Raw genomic sequence first — 18,493 nt, forward strand, 5'->3', positions numbered from 1 at the left:
GGCTTTTTTTTGGCTGCGTTTTCTGCCGTGTGTTCTTGTTCGCGATGCAGTGTTTCTGGTGAAGACCCGCTGGGTGCTGTCTTGGCGGTGTGCGCAGGAAGTTGCGCACCCGTTTGTTGGAAATGGGGCGATTGACCGGCGGGAGGCCACGTAGTTTGTGGCGTGCAGGCGAGTGAGCAAGAAGTTGCCCAGGGGTGCGCAACTTCTTGCGCACTATTTCTTTGTCTTTAGGTGCGGCGTTCACTAATACCTGCTTTTTCCTCTCTTAAGTCATTGATTTTAATTGGCTAATTCGTGGCTGGCACAGCCCTTGATATCTCCGTGGCCCCCGGCTCGGCAAACACGCCCGCCGGGTGGTTTTTTGAGCACGGAGAGCATCCTTGGCGACCCCCTTAAATCTGCCCGTTGGTGGTGAGAAACGCGAACCCCAAGTGGCGATCGTTCCGCTTGATCAGATTCAGCTAGAAGACGTTGGCGCCGGTGCGGCCAACGTTGACGCCTGGCTGCAGGAGATCAGTGGCGGGGTTGTCACGCTCGAGCGAATCAAAAACGCGGCCGGGTTTCTGCCGGTGGTGGGCAACGTCATGGCGCTGGTTGATGCGCTGAATGACATCGCCACCCTCTCGAAAAGTCCGGAGCGTGAGCTTCTGGATTGGGTAAGCCTCGGCATTAATCTGATCGGGATGATGCCAATCCCGCCCACCATGGCAGCAGCGCGGATGAGCCTTCGTCCGATGCTGTTTCTGGTGCGTCAGGAAATGCGTCGGTCGGGCAAGGTTGTGTTGGGCGATGCGCTGATCGAGATTCTGATCGGGCACCTCAATGCCACCATTGTCGGGACCCTTGATGACTTTGTGCGTCAGGCGCAGGGCAAGCTTCCCGGGATTCTCGATGGCGCCGTGGCACTGGGCGAAAGCGTGTTTATCGAGATCGCCGATGGCCTTGAGAAGGTGGCCAAGGTTGCCCACGGCGCGAGGAAGGTCGTCGGCAAGCTTGACGCCGAAAGCAACCTAAATGAAGCGGTACACCTGATCAGCGTCTCCCGCGATCAGTGGGCGTACGACCACAAAGCTTCGATTGGCAACATGTTCGCTGCGGTTGCCGAACTCTACATCGCCGCAGGCAAAGACAAGGTCAATGACGTTGTCGAGACTCTGCTGCCCGAGGCGCTGGAAACCAAAGTCCAAGGTCACGCCGACTCGTTGCGTGCTATGGGCAAAGACCTCAGGACTCAGATAAATCGTCTGGCGGATCCAGAGGTTCAGAACTCCATCGGTTCGTTGCTGCAGACACTGGCCGGCGCGGTTGTCAGTTGGCGTTCGCGCAATGGGCATGGGCAGTCTTTCAACATCAAGCCTGGCGTTACCAATCAGGCCAAGCGCCAGGCGGGTGAAGGCAAGCTGGAGGCTGTTCAGCATGAGCGGCCTGCGAAGGGGCGACCTAACGAGCGGAAGAAATGTGCGTGCCCGTGTCCTTGTGAGTGTGCCTGTGCGGCGACGCGGAACAGCATCAGTTTTGCGATGGGCTCGGAGTCGGTCAGTCACACCGATTTCAGTCTACCGGGGCCGTTTCCCATTGAGTGGACTCGGACTTATTGCTCGAGCCTCGATGCCTACGATCAGGACGTTATCGGCGCACGCTGGATTACGCCGTTTACGACACGCTTTGATCTCGTCGACGACGGTTTGGTGTTTCATGACTTCGACGGTCGCAGCCATGAATTCCCTGTTCCCAAGGTCAAGCTGTTTCACTTCAATGCCATCGAAAATCTGACCGTTATTCGACTCAGCAAGGATCGGCTGTTGCTGATGCGAGGGCTTGAGCATAGGGAAACCTATGTTCGGCGGGGCAAGCGCTTTGTTCTGATCAACAAGATGCTGCCCAACGGCGCCGGGGTGATGCTGCATTACGAGCATCGGCATGATGGGCAGTTGGTGCTCTCCGAACTGGTGACTTACTCGGAGAAAGATCTAAACAAAGTCCATCTGCGCCTGGGTACGTTGATTGATGATCAGGGGCGGTTGACGGGTGTTTGGGAAATTCGTGGCGGGGACGTCAAACGTCAACTTTGCGCGTATCAGTACGATGATTCTGGCGATCTTGTTCTGGCTCAGGACGAGAACGGCGGTACATGGAGTTATCAGTATCAAGATCACCTGATCACGCGCTACACCGACCGTACGAATCGCGGTTTGAACCTGCAATGGCAAGGATCCGGCCCCGACGCGAAGGCCATCCGCGAATGGGCTGACGACGGCAGTTTTGACACGCGATTGGCGTGGGATGAAAACATCCGTATGACCTACGTCACGGATGCTTTGGGCCACGAAACCCGGCACTACTACGACAGCCTTGGCTACACCTATCGCATTTGCCATGCGGACGGGCGTTCGGAATGGTTTTTCCGTGATGCTGCCAAGAACATCATCCGCCACGTTCACACCGACGGTAGCACCGACCGTTATCGCTACGACAAGCTGAGCAATCTGACCGAACACACTCGCGCTGATCACAGCGTGATGAATTACGCCTACGACGACAAAAGCCATCTGATCAAGATCAGCGATGGCGAGGGTGGCTTGTGGAAACGGGACTATGACCTTCGCGGAAACTTGGTTGAGGCGATCGATCCGCTAGAGAACGTTACCGAATACGCCTACAACGGCTTCGGTCTTCCTACCGCGATCAAGGACGCTAACGGCAATACAAAGGCGTTGGCCTACAACGACGCCGGACAACTGGTTGAGTACACCGACTGCTCGGGCAAGGTCAGTGTTTGGGAGTACGACGAACGCGGCCAAATGATCCGCTTTACCGATCCGGCCGGGCACAGCACGACCTACGAGTACAAGTTAGGCCAGTTAGTGCTGATCAAGCATCCGGACAAAACCGAAGAACGTTTTAGCCGCGATGCCGAAGGTCGTTTGCTGGCGCATTCTGATGGCCTTGAACGCTGCACCACCTGGCGCTACACGGCTGCCGGTTTTATCGCCGAACGCGTCGACGCTGCCGAGCAAACCTTGCGTTACCGCTGGGACAAACTTGGTCGTCTCGTTGCGCTGGAAAACGAAAACGAACGCCGCGCGCACTTTCACTACGACCCGGTGGGCCGGCTGCTGCAAGAAAGCGGCTTCGACGGGCGATCCACCCGCTATCAGTACGATCCCGAAACCAGCCGCCTTGCGGAGACCATCGACGGCCAACGCACCATCGCGCTGACCTTCGACCCCGTGGGCCGCCTGACCGAACGCCGCGCCACCCTCGGCGAAAAGTCCCAGAGCGAAACCTTCGCCTACGACGGCAATGGCCATCTGGTCATGGCAACCAACGCCGTCAGCCGGCTGCAATGGTTTCACGACCCGGCGGGCAACCTGCTGCGAGAGCACCAGCACTACTCGAATCTGGATAAACCGCTGGTTGCCGTCTGGCAGCACGAGTACGACCCGCTTAACCACCGCGTCGCGACTATCAGACCGGACGGACATCGCGTCAGCTGGCTGACATACGGCAGCGGTCATTTGCTGGGTATGAAGCTCGACGAGCACGAACTGCTCAGTTACGAACGTGATGACCTCCATCGCGAAGTCGCCCGCCACCAAGGCAATAAACTGCTGCAAACCCAACAATGGGACCCGGCGGGACGCCTGCAAGAGCAACTGCTAGGACGTCCCGACGACAAAGCCACACTCATTAAACGCGCGTACACCTACGATGCCGCCGGCCAACTCACCGACATCAATGACAGCCGCCGCGGGCCGCTCAGCTACCGCTACGATCCCGTCAGCCGGCTAATCAATGCGACTAGTCGCTTGGGTGTGGAAACCTTCGCCTTCGACCCTGCGAGCAACCTGCGCAACGAAACCGCCACGCCCGTCCGCCGCCCACTCGACCCAGAACCAATTCAAAACAAACTCGTGGACAACCTGCTGCGCGACTACGCCGGCAACCACTACGAATACGACGAACGCGGCAACCAGACGGAGCGCTGGACCAACGGCCTGCGCAGCGAGCTGCACTGGGATCTCTTCGATCGCCTCGCGCATTTCCGAGATTCGCGCCTGGCTGTCGACTTCGGCTACGACCCACTGGGACGTCGCCTCTACAAACTCTCAAAAGCACACTACCGACCGCGCCCGGAAGCCGGCACTGGCTGGAACGAAAACGAACACGCCCGTAAAGAGCGCGAGCTCGGCTGCGGCTTCACCCTGTATGGCTGGGACGGCGACAACCTGGCGTGGGAAAGCAGTCCGCCGCCCTATGCCGGCGCGCTAGGCCGCACGGTGCATTACATCCACGAGCCCGGCACCTTCGTTCCCGTGGCCCAGGCCATGCGCCACGAAACCATCCGCCTGGTAAGCCAACCGACCTATCAGGGCCGCTACAACTTCAAGGAAGACCCGCTCTGGAACTACAAACCGGTAGCACTGCCCATCGACGTCCTAGCCTGGTACCAGTGCGACCACCTCGGCACCCCGCAGGAAATCACCGACCAAAACGGCAATACCGCCTGGAGCGCCCAATACAAAGCGTGGGGCGAAGCGAAAGAACAGCGTTCTGAATTCGCCCAACAAGTCGGCCTGACCAACCCGATCCGCTTCCAGGGCCAATACCACGACCACGAGACCGGCCTGCACTACAACCGGCATCGGTACTATGATCCAAAGGTCGGGCGGTTCATTAGCAAGGATCCGATAGGGTATTCGGGCGGGCTAAACCTTTACGCATATGCTGCAAACCCGGTGGAGTGGATCGACCCACTCGGCTTGCATAAAGTCATCGCAACGAACAGCCGTAGGAGCGCAATGAAGAAGGCGCAGCAACATGCCCAAGTCCCGCGAGTAGGTAGAGGAGGAAAGGACATTCCAATGGAACGACTCCACCCTAGTAGCCGTGGAGTAAATTGTGCCTGCCTAAAAAAACGAGGAATTGCCACGCTCGGTCGCGAAGTTGAAGAACAGCAGCTAGAGGTATTTGACCACCCAGATGGACATCCTGACTTGGTTGGGCCTGGACAACCGGAGCACCATGAAATGCCTCATGTCCACGCGACAAATAAAAAAGGTGAGGTGTTAATATTTACCTATCCGTCAGGCCGTAAAGGACACTGAGATGAAATACTATAAAATTATGTGCTTCAAAGCGGATTTCTCAGAGTTTAGAACTCAAGTGGATAATCTCATAACCGAAATGTCCGCGGGAAATCATGATGAGTTTGCGCTACTAATGGCAACTGACTTACAAAATAATGTTGGCTTCCATACCACACCTCATGGTAATGCCGCAATTCGCACGCTGGTTTCCAGATGCTATTCAGTTGATTTACAGCATTTAAGCGTCAAACGACCGCAGGCAGGGGACGTCGTGCGAATGCCTCGACTATTATTTCGGGAAAAGGATGGCAAGTTTGAATCATTGCTGAGCGAACATTCAAAATATGAAGCTGACCTAAAAAAATATAAAGTGATCTCAAGACACAGGCCTGCCGTGATGCCAACGATGTCAACACTTGCCGGCATGCTTAAGGACGAACGTTTGTCGATCACTGGGAAGGATTTATATGAAGCTTTAGACAAGACTTGCCACTATGTAATGCGGCGGGTGGTATCGGGCGAGCATGGCCGCGATGCATTTATCGTTTTCTCCTCGAATCTAGATTTCTTCTTCAGCGAATTCAAAGAGATAATCGCGGATCACGCGACAATTAAGTTTGTCAAAAGCACGCGCGAACTTATCTATTATTAACTTGAAGGGTTATTATAAAGGGGACAGACCCTTAAGCCATATTGACGATTCAGTGCACGACAAAGGTAGCGGAGATGTGACTTTCAGTAGAAAAACAATAGCGAGTTAAAGGGGACGGCTCCCTTTAACTTATCTTGCTTAGAACAAAGAGTGGTGGCTTTAAGTAACTTCTTGAAGAGCACGTCAAGTACGAGAGAAACCTAAAAAAAATCTGGTGATCAGTAGGCATCGACATGCCGATAAACCTAAAACATCCAGACTCACAGGAATTTTACAAGACAGCAACCTGCCAATATCTCACAAGAAATTATTCGAAGCTTTGGTGGAGACTTGTCACTATATCCTAGTGCCAACTATCTCTCGAGAACACGGACAGGATGCGTTTTTCGTATTTTCGAGAAATTTGGATTATTTCTTCGAAGAGTTTAACTCGATGGTCGATGGTCGATGGTCGTGGCGAGTTAACTTGTCTCGATAGCGTGGTAGAGCTGCCATTCAACTAAGTAAGCTCGTACGCCATTTCATAAAGTAAGATTGACTTAAACTAGCCCCCCTCTAACTCATTCGATCGCATTCACCCTATGAAAAACCTCACAGCTTTTACCGTACATGGCACGGCAACCGGCAGCCATAAAAGCATCCAACTTGATGAGATATCGATCATCGCGGATTCAGAAACCATGAGAGCTTTAGGAAATTTCCTGATCAATGCAGCGAAAGAAATGGCGCAATACGGTGTGGAACACCTCCATCTTCAAGACTTCGCCGAAAATTTCTCCCATGAAACCCAGGTGGATTTTATCGCCCTGAACCGAGAGCTTGTTGACCTTGCGAACGAATAAGCCCACCCACTCCAAACACAAAAAGCCCCGAATCATCGGGGCTTTTCATCACGGCACTTCGTTGATCCCCAGAATCAAGGATCAACCTGCGCCATCAACTCCGCCACCGGCTCCGTCCGCTTCGCATACCGCTGAGCCACCACCGCGCACACCATCAGCTGAATCTGGTGAAACAGCATCAGCGGCAAGATCAGCAACCCAATCGTGCTTCCCGCAAACAGCACCTGGGCCATCGGCACGCCGGTGGCCAGGCTTTTCTTCGAGCCGCAGAACAGGATGGTGATGCGGTCTTCCTGATTGAAGCCGAACAGCTTGGACAGCAGGGTCGCAGCCACGAGCACCAGTGTCAGCAGCAGGCAGCACACTCCCACCAGCCCGGCCAGGTCCCAGATCGGTGTTTTCTGCCAGATGCCTTCGTTGACCGCTTCACTGAACGCGCCGTAGACCACCAGCAGGATCGAGCCTTGATCGACGAATTTCAGCCAGTTCTTGTTGCGTCCGACCCAGGCGCCAATCCAGCGCCGCGTGATCTGGCCGGCAATGAACGGCAGCAGCAACTGCACGCTGATCTTGATGATCGCATCGAGGGTCGAGCCGCCTTCGCCGTGAACGTTCAGCAACAGCGTGACCAGCAGCGGCGTCAGGAATATCCCGAACAGGCTGGAGGCCGCCGCGCTGCAGATCGCCGCCGGGATATTGCCGCGCGCCAGTGAGGTGAAGGCGATCGCCGACTGCACCGTCGCGGGCAGCGCACACAGGTACAGGATGCCCATGTACAGGTCTTTGCCAATCAGGGGCGACAGCACGGGTTTGAGTGCCAGACCGAGCAAGGGAAACAGGACGAATGTCAGCCCGAATACCAGCAGGTGCAGGCGCCAGTGCCCTGCCCCGGCGATGATCGATTCGCGGGACAGTTTGGCGCCGTGGAGAAAGAACAGCAGCGCAATGGCAATGTTGGTCAGCCAGCCGAAGCCAACGGCCACTTGCCCGGTGGCCGGCAGGAAGCTGGCGATGATCACCACGGTGATCAACATGAGGGTGAAGTTGTCGGGGAGAAAGCGGGGGCGGGTCATCTGCGTCATCCGAAGGTGCCAGGAACATGCCCGTCACTTTAGCGCGCAACGCACTTGCCGACTAACGCCAATAAGTCGATCAATAGCGCCTAACGGACACCTCGGCCGATCTGGACCTACCGAGTACCTATTCCCGGCTATAGCCGGTCCCACTAGACGCAGGGGGAGCCGCTTGCCAGATGTTGTGTCGACAAGCGGATCAGCGATAACCCGGGTTATGTCAGGACAGTCCGCCCTGAATCACGCGCATCACGGTCACCCGACGCTGGCCCGGGTTGTCGGCGATGAGGCGGGACAATGCGGCTTGCCACTTCACTATGTCTTTCTCTTTCGAGAGCATCATCAGTTGTTCCCAGCCCATCGGCCCACGGGGGCCAGCCTGTGCAGCGGATATCTCGGGACTGCCTTCGCGTTTCAGGAGGTTTGCTGCAATTTCCGAGAGAGTACTCATGGCCGGCTCCTGAGCGTGCGCGTCGTGGCGCACGCCGATTCAAAACGAAAGGTGATGTCAGGAGTGCCTTCGCGCCAATTTTCGGTGATCAAGGCCGCCTGTAACAGGGCTGTAGCAAAGTTCAGACCAACAGTGGCCTGGCCGCCCCTCACTCATTTTCCCCTTCAAAACTGTCAGGGAAAGACCGGTTCAACCACCCCCAATATGCCATCACGAACAAAGCGGTCTTGCTGAGCTTGTAACCCTCCCACCCCGCTTCATGTGTAACGCCAGCGTGTCACTTGATGGCAAATGTTTGTCGAATTTGTTACATATTTGAGAAATCTTGATACATTTTTAACTAAATCGCTGGACGATCGTCCCAACCCTGTGCCAATTTTTCCTCGCTTCATGCACCAAGCGAGTGATTGGATGACCTCGCACCTGAGGTCATTCGGTCGTTTTTTTTCACGCAGACAAGGATATGTCTGAATGTCGAAACTTAAACTCAATGCCCTCGGCGTCACGCCGCAGGGTCCAAGCTCTGCCTACAACCAGATCAACACGTTCAGCCACCAATACGATCGAGGCGGAAACCCGATCAACGGAAAACCGTCGTACACGGTGGACAAGGCAGCCGACTACATCTTGCGCGACCATGCCGCATGGGCAGACTCGAACAAGAGCGGCACCATCGAGTTGACCTACACCTTCCTGACCAGCCGACCCGCCGATTTCGATCGCACCCTGGGCACGTTCAGCGCCTTTTCGGCGCTGCAACAATCCCAGGCCAAGCTGTCGATGCAGTCCTGGGCCGATGTCGCGAAAGTCACCTTTACCCAAGCCAATTCCGGCGGTGACGGGCACATGACGTTCGGCAACTACAGCGGTGACAACGGCGGCGCGGCGTTTGCCTACCTCCCTGATAGCGGCTCGTATGCAGGTCAGTCCTGGTACATGATCAACAACGGCTATCAGGTCAACGCCAACCCTGGCACCAGCAACTACGGGCGCCAGACCCTGACCCACGAAATCGGCCATACCCTGGGCCTGTCGCACCCCGGCGATTACAACGCCGGCAACGGCAACCCGACCTATGCCGATGCCACCTATGCCCAGGACACTCGCGGCTACAGCGTGATGAGCTACTGGAGCGAAACCAACACCGGGCAGAACGCCAAAGGGGCTTACGCCTCGGCACCCTTGCTCGACGATATTGCCGCCGTACAAAAGCTGTACGGTGCCAATCTCGCGACACGTGCCGCAGACACCACCTACGGCTTCAACTCCACAGCAGATCGTGACTACTACTCGGCGACGTCCTCGTCGTCCAAGCTGGTGTTCGCGGTATGGGATGGCGGTGGCAAGGACACTCTGGACTTCTCCGGCTACACCAGCAGCCAGAAAATCAACCTCAACGAGGCTTCGTTTTCGGATGTCGGCGGCCTGGTGGGCAACGTGTCCATTGCCAAAGGTGTGGTCATCGAGAACGCCATCGGCGGCTCGGGCAATGACCTGATCATTGGCAACAGCGCAGCCAACGAACTCCGTGGTGGTGCCGGCAACGACATCATCTTCGGTGGCGGCGGTGCCGATAAACTGTGGGGTGGTACGGGCGCGGATACGTTTGTATTCGCGGCCAGCAGTGACTCACGGCCGTCGGCGCCGGACCAGCTCATGGACTTTGTCAGCGGTCAGGACAAAATCGATCTGTCGGCCATGCCGGAGTTTGCGACAAGCCACATCCCGCTGACGTTCGTCAGTGCGTTCAGCGGTACGGCAGGTCAGGCCATGCTGTCCCAGATCAGCACTGGCAGCACCTTGTCGATCGACCTCACGGGTGACCGTGCGGCCGATTTCATGGTTAACACCGTAGGCCAGGCCGCCACGACTGACATCGTGGTTTAAGCCTGAGGGGGCGGCGTGCAAACGCCGTCCCCGCCTGACCCGGAGCAGATCAATGAATTGGAAAACCGCGGCGTGTCTGTTCACGACGCTTTTCACCTTAAGCGGAGCACCCCCCATGGCCAGCAGCCTACGTCTCGCGAGCCCCGCCGAACTGGCCGGACCCTGGCAGTTTTACCCCAAGGACGATACGCAGAAACCCTGCACGTTGATTCTGCAAGAACAGGACGGCCAGCTCGCTGGGGATCTGGCCTGCGCCGGTCACTGGCTGGGCGGCACACCGGCAACCTGGTACCCGACGCCCGATGGACTGGCGCTGGTCGACAACCACGACGAACTGCTGGTGCACATGGGTCGACAGCGAGAAGGGTTCTACATGGCGCAACTCCCGGATGGCCGCACCCTTGTTCTGCAACGCGAACCCGCCAGCGCCACCCCACGCTCCTGACTCTTTTTCAAGGATGAACCCCCATGACCCAAGGCCGGCCAAGCCCCCTGCCGCGCGCGCCCATGTGGGCCACGCTCAAGGCCTATAAAGGCATCCTGCTCAGCATCGGCGCCTTCACCGCGCTGATCAACGTGTTAATGCTGGTGCCCTCGGTCTACATGCTGCAGGTTTACGACCGGGTGCTGTCATCGCAAAACGAAACCACACTGGCGATGCTGACCGTGATGGTTGTCGCCTTTTTCATGTTCATCGGGCTCATGGAAGCCATACGCAGCTTTGTGGTGATCCGTATCGGCAGCGATATGGAGCGGCGCCTCAACCTACAGGTGTACCAGGCGGCTTTCGAACGCAACCTCAGCCAGGGCGAAGGCAATGCCGCACAGGCGCTGGGCGATTTGACCCTGGTCCGGCAGTTCGCAACCGGCCCGGCATTGTTCGCCTTCTTCGATGCGCCGTGGTTCCCCATCTACCTGGCGGTGATCTTTCTGTTCAACCCCTGGCTGGGCGTATTTGCCACGGTGGGTGCGCTGGCACTGATCGCCCTCGCCTGGCTGAATGAAACGCTGACCCGCAAGCCGCTGGCCCAGGCCGGGCACTTTTCCGTGGCATCGAGCCAGTTGTCCGGCAGTCACCTGAACAATGCCGAGGCGATCCAGGCCATGGGCATGCTGGTGCCGTTGCGCCAGCGCTGGTTCGCCTTGCACAGCCGTTTTCTGGAGCGGCAAAACCGCGCGAGCGACATCGGCGCGCTGATCGGTTCGTTCAGCAAATGCCTGCGTTTGTGCCTGCAATCGCTGGTGCTGGGGCTGGGTGCACTGCTGGTCATCGAAGGCCAGATGAGCGGCGGCATGATGATCGCCGGCTCCATCCTGATGGGTCGTGCGCTGGCCCCGATTGATCAGCTCATCGCGGTCTGGAAACAGTGGAGTTCCGCGCGGCTGGCCTGGCAGCGGCTCGACGCCCTGCTGATCGCCCATCCCGAGCGTCCAGCGCCCATGCCCCTGCCCGCTCCCACCGGGCACATCAGTGTCGAGCAAATCAGTGCAGCCCCACCGGGGCGGACCACCGTGACGCTGCAGCAACTGAGTTTCACCGTGAATGCCGGAGAAACCCTGGGTGTGCTCGGTGCATCCGGCTCCGGCAAATCAACCTTGGCCCGGGTGTTGATCGGGGTCTGGCAACCCCTGGCCGGGGTGGTGCGTCTGGACGGTGCAGAGCTTCACCGCTGGGACCGCAACGCGCTGGGCGCCCATGTCGGTTATCTGCCCCAGGACATCGAACTGTTCAGCGGCAGCATCGCCGACAACATCGCACGCTTTACCGACGCCGATCCGCACCAGGTGGTGACCGCCGCACGACTGGCAGGGGTGCACGAAATGATCCTGCGTCTGCCCCAAGGCTATGACACGCAATTGGGCGACGGCGGCTCCGGGTTGTCCGGCGGTCAAAAGCAGCGCGTGGCGCTGGCCCGTGCGCTGTACGGCGAGCCGAAACTGGTGGTGCTCGACGAGCCCAACTCCAACCTCGACAGCAACGGCGAGGCCGCACTGGCCGCTGCCATCGCGCAGCTCAAGGCCCGCGGTTGCACGGTGATTCTGATTACCCATGGCTCAGCCGTACTGAATCAGGCAGACCGCCTGCTGGTGCTCAACGATGGACGTCTGCAATTGTTCGGTCCCGCGGGTGATGTCTTGAGGGCGCTCTCCGGTGCCCCGCCTGCGCCTGAACGGCCGCATGGGATGCAAGGGGTCAGTACCAGTCGCCAGCTCGGCGCGCAGCAAGGAGGTCAGCGCCATGAATGAACACATCCTCAAACCCGAACGCAGCGCACAGTTTTTCGTCAGCGCAGGCTGGTGGCTCGCCCTGCTCGGTGCCGGGAGCTTTTTCTTATGGGCCGCACTTGCCCCGCTCGACCAGGGCATCGCAGTGCCTGGCACGGTGGTGGTCTCGGGCAAGCGCAAAGCGGTGCAATCGGTGGACAGCGGCGTGGTCAGTCGCATCCTGGTGCGCGAGGGCCAAGTGGTGCATCAGGGCCAACCGCTGTTCCAGCTGGACCACACCCAGGTGCAGGCCGACGTGCAATCGTTGCGCGCCCAGTACGAACTGGCCCTGGCCAGCATTGCCAGGCTCCAGGCCGAACGCGACGGCAGTGTGCAGGTGCGCTTTCCCGAGGCCCTGTTACAAAAAGCGTCTCCACAGCTGCTCGGTGTGCTGGAAGGCCAGCGGCAGTTGTTCAGCAGCCGGCACCAGGCGTTTCAGCGATCCCAGGCAGGCATCCATGCAACCATCGAAGGTGGCATTGCCCAACTCGCCGGCATGCGCCAGGCGCGCAATGACCTTCAAGCCCAGGCCGAGTCATTGCGCCAGCAGCTGGAGAACCTACGGCCGCTGGCCGAGCGCGGATACATCGCCCGCAACCGCTTGATGGACTATGACCGGCAACTGTCCCAGGTGCAACGGGATCTGGCACAGAACACCGGCGACACAGGGCGGGTCGCTCAGCAGATCGAGCAATCGCGGCTGAGCCTGCAGCAAGGTGTCGAGGAGTACCAAAAGGAGGTGCGCGGGCAACTGGCCGATGCCGAGCTGAAAAGCATCACGCTGAGCCAGCAACTGGCCTCGGCACAATTCAGTCTGACCCACAGTGAAATCAACGCCCCGGCCGATGGCATCGCCGTGAACCTCTCGGTGCACACCGAAGGCGCGGTGGTGCATGCCGGTGAATCGCTGTTGGAAATCGTGCCCCAGGGCGAGGGCCTTGAGATCGAAGGCCACCTCCCGGTGAACATGGTCGACAAGGTGGCCGAACAGCTGCCGGTGGATGTGCTCTTCACCGCGTTCAATCAGAGCCGTACGCCCCGTGTGAACGCCACGGTGAGCCTGATTTCCGCCGACCAGTTACTCGACGAGCGCAGTGGCCAGCCCTATTACATCGTGCGCAGCACTGTCACCGATCAGGCGCTGGCCACACTCAAGGGCTTGGTGATCAAACCCGGCATGCCGGCGCAGATGTTCGTCCGCACGGGCGAGCGCTCTCTTCTCAATTACCTGTTCAAGCCTTTGATGGATCGCGCAGGCATGGCACTGACCGAGGAATAGGATGTTTCGGTACATGAAAATCTGGCTGGCAGCGCTGCTGTGGATCAGCGCCAACATGCAGGCCCAGGCAATGGGTTTGTTTGACGTTTATGAGCAGGCCTTGCGTAACGACCCGGTCTTTCTCGGCGCCATGAAGGAGCGTGACGCGGGGCTGGAGAATCGGAATATCGGCCGTGCCGGGCTGTTGCCTCAAGTGGCCTGGAATTACAACAAGGGACGCAACGACTCCAGGGCCACGTACAAAAGCGACGATCGCCCCAGCTCCCGCGAGGACCGTCACTACAACAGTTTCGGTTCAACCCTGAGCGTGCAGCAGCCGATCATCGACTACGAGGCCTACGCCAACTATCGCAAGGGTGTGGCACAGGCGTTGTTTGCCGACCAGGCCTTTCGAGGCAAGAGTCAGGAGTTGCTGGTGCGGGTGTTGTCCGCTTACAGCCAGGCGCTGTTCAGTCGCGACCAGATCGAGATTGCCGAGGCAAAGAAGAAAGCGTTCGAGCGGCAGTTCGAGCAAAACCGACAGATGTTCGATCAAGGCGAAGGCACCCGAACCGACATCCTGGAAGCCGAATCCCGTTACGAACTGGCCGGTGCCGAGGAAATCGAAGCGCAGAATGAGCAAGACGCTGCGTTGCGTGAGCTGGGGGCCTTGATCGGCGTGCCCGAGGTGCGCATCGACGAACTGGCGCCCCTGCGGACGCCGTTCAACTTCCTGGCCCTGACGCCCACCACGTACGAGGCGTGGAATGCCATCGCCTTGAGTGAGAACGCCGACCTCGCCTCCCAGCGGCAGCTGCTGGAAGTCGCGCACCAGGAGGTGAAACGCAACGTCGCCGGGCATCTGCCCAAGCTCAACGCCTACGCCACGGTGCGCAGCATGGAATCCGACAGCGGCAACACCTACAACCAGCGTTACGACACCAACACCATTGGCCTTGAAATCAGCCTGCCGCTGTACGCCGGGGGGGGCGTCAGCGCCTCCAGCCGCCAGGCCAGTCGTAGCCTGGAGCAAGCGGAGTATGACCTTGAGGGCAAAACCCGTGAGACGCTGATCCAGTTGCGCCGCCAGTTCAACGCTTGTGCTACGGGCGTACGGAAGATTCGCGCTTACGACAAGGCGTTGGCGTCGGCGGAGGCATTGGTGGTCTCCACGCAATACAGCATCAAGGGTGGCGAGCGGGTCAACCTGGACGAACTGAATGCGCAACAACAGCTTTACAGCACCCGTCAGGACCTGGCGAAGACTCGATATGAGTACTTGATGGCCTGGATCAAGCTGCATTACTACGCCGGCACCTTGACCGCCGAGCAGCTGGCGCGGGTCGATGAGGCGTTTGGCGCGGGACGGCCGTATCGCTAAGCATCAGTGGCCGTACGGGTAACGTCCGGTTCACCTCAGCGGGCCACCAGAACGGCAGTTGTAACTGCATATGCATGACGCCTAAATGCGGTGAACTATGTTCCTTGGGAGTTGATCCCAAACCATGCGCACCCTGCGCGGCCCTGATGGGTCAGTTCATCTGCACAGCATAAGCGTCAGTAAAATAGGGAGCCGTCGTGAACACTACCGCCCATCTTGACTACCGAAGCCCGCCAGGCCCGCTACACGCGATCTTGCTGGCCGGCACCGTCCCGCTGTTTCTCGGCGCATTGCTGAGCGACATCACCTACTTCCAGACTTACCAGATTCAATGGAGCAACTTCGCCTCCTGGCTTATCGCCGGCGGGCTCGTGTTCTGCGGACTCGCCGTGCTGTTCGCGCTGGTCAATCTGATCCGGGCCGATCGCAAAGCCGGGCGCCCTGTGGTGTACCTCGTGTTGTTGGTGGTGACCTGGGCACTGGGACTCGTCAACGCCTTCGAACACGCCAAGGATGCCTTCGCCACCATGCCGTCGGGCCTCATTCTCTCCGCACTGACCACGCTGTTGATTGGCGTGACGGCGTGGCTGGGACTCACCAGCATCCGTTCGGGAGAAGAACAATGAGCCACTCGATCAAACTGACCGCGATCAGCATGGCGCTGCTGTTAAGCGGCTGCGGTGACGGAGGGGATGCCACCCAGGCCCTGGGGCCTGATCCGAAAATGCCGGCCCCCCAGCGCGGCCTTTTGCCCAACATGAAGATTGCAGAACCGGTCTTGTGGGACGATCAAAAGCCGACAGTCCCTGAGGGTTACAGCGTGACGGCCATCGCCGCCGACCTGCAGATTCCTCGCCAGACCCTCGTGCTGCCCAACGGCGATATTCTCGTGGCTGAAGGCCGTGGCGGAAGCGCCGCGAAGCTCAAACCCAAGGACGTCATCGCCGGCTATATCAAAGCTCAAGGCAACACCAAGGTCAAAGGCGGCAACCGCCTGACCTTGCTGCGCGATGCTGACGGTGACGGCGTCTACGAGACGAAGACGGTGTTCGCGGAGAACCTTAACGCGCCCTACGGCCTCGCGTTTGCCAACGGCAAACTGTACGTGGCCAACCAGGACGAACTGGTGCGTTTCGATTATGAAGAAGGCCAGACCAAAGCCGGCGGCCCGCCGATCAAAGTCACTGACCTTCCTGCTGAAATCAACCACCACTGGACCAAGTCACTGGCCGTCAGCGACGACGGGCGCACCTTGTACGTCGGCATCGGTTCGAACAGCAATGTCACCGAGCGCGGTATGGAGGTCGAACTTGACCGGGCGCGGGTCTGGCAGGTCGATGCCGAGACCGGGGCTCATAAGGCGTATGCGACCGGCATCCGTAACCCGACGGCGCTGACCATCCAGCCGAAAACCGGGCAGTTATGGGCAGTCGTCAATGAGCGCGATGAACTGGGCCCCGATCTGGTACCGGATTACCTGACCTCGGTTCGCGAAGGTGGATTTTATGGGTGGCCCTACAGCTATTGGGGTCAGAACGTCGACACGCGGGCCCAGCCGCAGAACCCGAAAATGGTCGCTGCCGCCATCAAACCCGACTACAGCCTCGGGTCCCACGCCGCTGCGCTGGGCGTGGATTTTTCCATCCCGGCGATGGGCGACAAGTACGCCGAAGGCGTGTTCATTGGCGAACACGGCAGTTGGAACCGGGAGAATCCGGTGGGCTACAAAGTCGTGTTCGTACCCTTCAGCAATGGCCGTCCGAACGGTGCGCCGATTGACTTCGCGACCGGATTTCGGGGTGCCGACGGCAAAACCCGCGGCCGGCCAGTCGGCGTCACCGTGGACCCTCGCGGTGCACTGATCATCGCCGACGACCTGGCGAACACCGTGTGGCGAGTTACTCGCAATCGATGAAGCATGATTCCAGGCAGGGCAATCCTGCCTGGAATGCACAAAAGGCCGTTACCGCACCAATGGCGTAGGTTGATTCATGGGACGTAACAGGGCGAATATTCGTCGCAACCCCATTGATCTGACATCTGGCCAACGGAGTGCAGGCTTTTGAACTCACCCACCGTCTCCCTTGAATCACCGGACCAGCCGGAAATCATCGCGCTCATTGAAGCGCTGGACGCCTACCAAATACCGCTCTATCCGGCGGAAAGTCACCATGGCATCGACATAAACGCGCTGGCTTCGGCTAATACCGGCTTCGCCGTCGCACGTTCAAGTGATGGACAAGCCGTGGCGTGCGGAGCGCTGGTGGTGCACCCGACCTACGCCGAGCTGAAGCGGATGTTCACCCAACCGGCCTCACGCGGGCAGGGTCTGGCCGGCAGCATTCTGGCTGTTCTGGAAGAAGAGGCTCGGAGACGAGGCTGCATGCGAGTCATGCTTGAGACCGGGTACCTGCAACACGAAGCCCTCTCGTTTTACCAGCGCAACGGGTATCAGCGTCGGGGTCCCTTTGGTGATTACCAGGATGATCCCAACAGCGTGTTCATGGAAAAACTCCTCCCCCTGTAAGAGGGGCAAGAGGGGCGCGATTGCTCGCCCGCCCCCAGTGGATCGAAGACCTGCATCAGGCCGGCAATTGCCCCTGACCGCTTTCAATGATTTTTGCGAAGTTCATGACGTTCTCCACGTACTTCGGATCGCCTATGCCGCCGGCGTCCGCGAGGTTGCCTTTGTTGACCTTGTCCGGGCCCGAGTTGTAGGCACGCAGTGCCGAATCCCAGTCACCGAACTCCTTCTTCTGGTCGCGCATGTACAGCGCGCCGGCCATGATGTTGTCGTGGGCGTTGTTGACGTCGGCGTTGCCGAGCTCCTTGGGGTTGTCTCGCTTGAGGGCGGCGAAGGTGTCGGCGTTGACCTGCATCACGCCGGCGTCAGTCTTGCCGTTGACGTTGGTGGTGTCCTGGCCCAACTGACCCCGTGACTCGGCCCAGATCTGCCCGGCCAGAATGCTCGGCGGCACGCCGGTGGCGCTGGAGGCCTCCATGATGTCCTTGCGGTAGTCTTCAAGCTGGGGCGGCAAGTGCAAATCCCCCGAGCCGCTGAGGGAGGTGTCGCTCGACACCGCGCCAGTGTTGGCGGCAGGCGAAGCGGCGGCTTGAGCAGCACCCGTGCCGGCGCCTTCTGCACCACCGCCCGCCCCTTGCGCAGCGCCGCTCCCGCCGCCAGCCCCCTCGGTCGCGCCACCACCGCCTCCCCCGCCGCCGGTCACCGCATTGTTCTGCGCACCAGGATTACCGGTCTGGTTGGGGTTGTTCTGCATCAGCATTTGCATCAACTGCAGGAGTAACGCCATGAGCTGCTGGGCAATGCCATTCTGATCCGCACCGCTGGCGAGGGGGTTGGCGGCGTCGGTTTTCGTGTCCTGGTTTTCAGGCGATCCGAAGTTGACCTGGGACTGTCCGGCATGGGCAAAGAGAATCGAGCTGGCGTCGAGGGCCTGACCGGCGCCGCCGCCACCGCCCAGCGAATTGCTCTGGCCAGGCTTGCCGCTCAGGGACGAAAAATCCGCGTGGGCGGCGGGATTGCTCAATGGCTGATTCTGGGAAATACCGATACTCATGATCACTTACCTCTTT

General features: G+C 59.0%; 14 protein-coding genes. 11 read left to right on the forward strand and 3 right to left on the reverse strand.

The genetic code is table 11. The features are described from left to right. Positions 1 to 584 precede the first annotated feature (584 nt). The 3 genes from IFT99_RS19600 (at position 585) to IFT99_RS19610 (ending at position 6,584) form a co-directional block, all read left to right on the forward strand. Positions 585 to 5,108, forward strand: a complete 4,524-nt coding sequence (locus IFT99_RS19600; protein WP_244657027.1) for an RHS repeat-associated core domain-containing protein — start codon at positions 585 to 587, stop codon at positions 5,106 to 5,108. Position 5,109: 1 nt separating this feature from the next. Beyond that, positions 5,110 to 5,742: a hypothetical protein gene (locus IFT99_RS19605; protein ID WP_192134481.1), complete on the forward strand. Its 633-nt coding sequence runs from the start codon at positions 5,110 to 5,112 to the stop codon at positions 5,740 to 5,742. Positions 5,743 to 6,323: 581 nt separating this feature from the next. Beyond that, the gene (locus IFT99_RS19610; RefSeq protein WP_192134483.1) at positions 6,324 to 6,584 is read left to right on the forward strand and encodes an Imm32 family immunity protein; all 261 of its coding nucleotides are present in this window, start codon (positions 6,324 to 6,326) and stop codon (positions 6,582 to 6,584) included. Positions 6,585 to 6,658: 74 nt separating this feature from the next. Here IFT99_RS19610 and IFT99_RS19615 read toward each other — a convergent pair whose 3' ends face one another. Both IFT99_RS19615 and IFT99_RS19620 read right to left on the reverse strand, forming a co-directional pair. Beyond that, positions 6,659 to 7,657, reverse strand: coding sequence for a bile acid:sodium symporter family protein (locus tag IFT99_RS19615; protein ID WP_192134485.1), 999 nt, complete (start codon positions 7,655 to 7,657; stop codon positions 6,659 to 6,661). A gap of 220 nt (positions 7,658 to 7,877) precedes the next feature. Continuing rightward, positions 7,878 to 8,108, reverse strand: coding sequence for a hypothetical protein (locus IFT99_RS19620; RefSeq protein ID WP_192134487.1), 231 nt, complete (start codon positions 8,106 to 8,108; stop codon positions 7,878 to 7,880). Between the two features lie 471 nt (positions 8,109 to 8,579). On the opposite strand from IFT99_RS19620, the gene IFT99_RS19625 reads away from it, so the two are divergent. The 8 genes from IFT99_RS19625 to IFT99_RS19660 all read left to right on the forward strand — a co-directional run bounded on the left by IFT99_RS19625 (position 8,580) and on the right by IFT99_RS19660 (position 17,426). Then, entirely contained in the window at positions 8,580 to 9,995 is a 1,416-nt protein-coding gene (locus tag IFT99_RS19625) for a serralysin family metalloprotease (protein ID WP_192134489.1), read from the forward strand. Positions 9,996 to 10,110: 115 nt separating this feature from the next. Continuing rightward, positions 10,111 to 10,440 (forward strand): AprI/Inh family metalloprotease inhibitor, encoded by a 330-nt coding sequence (locus IFT99_RS19630; protein ID WP_192134491.1) that lies wholly within the window; start codon positions 10,111 to 10,113, stop codon positions 10,438 to 10,440. 23 nt (positions 10,441 to 10,463) lie between these two features. Next, positions 10,464 to 12,242 carry a type I secretion system permease/ATPase gene (locus IFT99_RS19635; protein WP_065989258.1) on the forward strand — a complete coding sequence of 593 codons (1,779 nt, stop codon included), beginning with the start codon at positions 10,464 to 10,466 and terminating at the stop codon, positions 12,240 to 12,242. Further along, positions 12,235 to 13,539, forward strand: coding sequence for an HlyD family type I secretion periplasmic adaptor subunit (locus IFT99_RS19640; protein WP_192134493.1), 1,305 nt, complete (start codon positions 12,235 to 12,237; stop codon positions 13,537 to 13,539). Before IFT99_RS19635 ends, IFT99_RS19640 begins: the two co-directional genes overlap by 8 nt. A gap of 13 nt (positions 13,540 to 13,552) precedes the next feature. After that, positions 13,553 to 14,899: a TolC family outer membrane protein gene (locus IFT99_RS19645; protein ID WP_192134494.1), complete on the forward strand. Its 1,347-nt coding sequence runs from the start codon at positions 13,553 to 13,555 to the stop codon at positions 14,897 to 14,899. 197 nt (positions 14,900 to 15,096) lie between these two features. Then, on the forward strand, positions 15,097 to 15,525 hold the full coding sequence (locus tag IFT99_RS19650) for a DUF2231 domain-containing protein (RefSeq protein WP_192134496.1): 429 nt from the start codon (positions 15,097 to 15,099) through the stop codon (positions 15,523 to 15,525). Next, positions 15,522 to 16,814, forward strand: coding sequence for a PQQ-dependent sugar dehydrogenase (locus IFT99_RS19655; protein ID WP_192134498.1), 1,293 nt, complete (start codon positions 15,522 to 15,524; stop codon positions 16,812 to 16,814). The genes IFT99_RS19650 and IFT99_RS19655 overlap by 4 nt, the downstream gene beginning before the upstream one ends. Positions 16,815 to 16,961: 147 nt before the next feature. Beyond that, on the forward strand, positions 16,962 to 17,426 hold the full coding sequence (locus tag IFT99_RS19660; RefSeq protein WP_192134500.1) for a GNAT family N-acetyltransferase: 465 nt from the start codon (positions 16,962 to 16,964) through the stop codon (positions 17,424 to 17,426). Between the two features lie 55 nt (positions 17,427 to 17,481). Here the strand turns inward: IFT99_RS19660 and IFT99_RS19665 are convergent, their stop codons facing one another. Then, the gene (locus IFT99_RS19665; protein WP_192134603.1) at positions 17,482 to 18,336 is read right to left on the reverse strand and encodes a transglycosylase SLT domain-containing protein; all 855 of its coding nucleotides are present in this window, start codon (positions 18,334 to 18,336) and stop codon (positions 17,482 to 17,484) included. Positions 18,337 to 18,493: the final 157 nt, after the last annotated feature.

This window comes from Pseudomonas sp. CFBP 8772, from assembly GCF_014841665.1.
GTDB classification, from domain to species: Bacteria; Pseudomonadota; Gammaproteobacteria; order Pseudomonadales; family Pseudomonadaceae; genus Aquipseudomonas; species Aquipseudomonas graminis_B.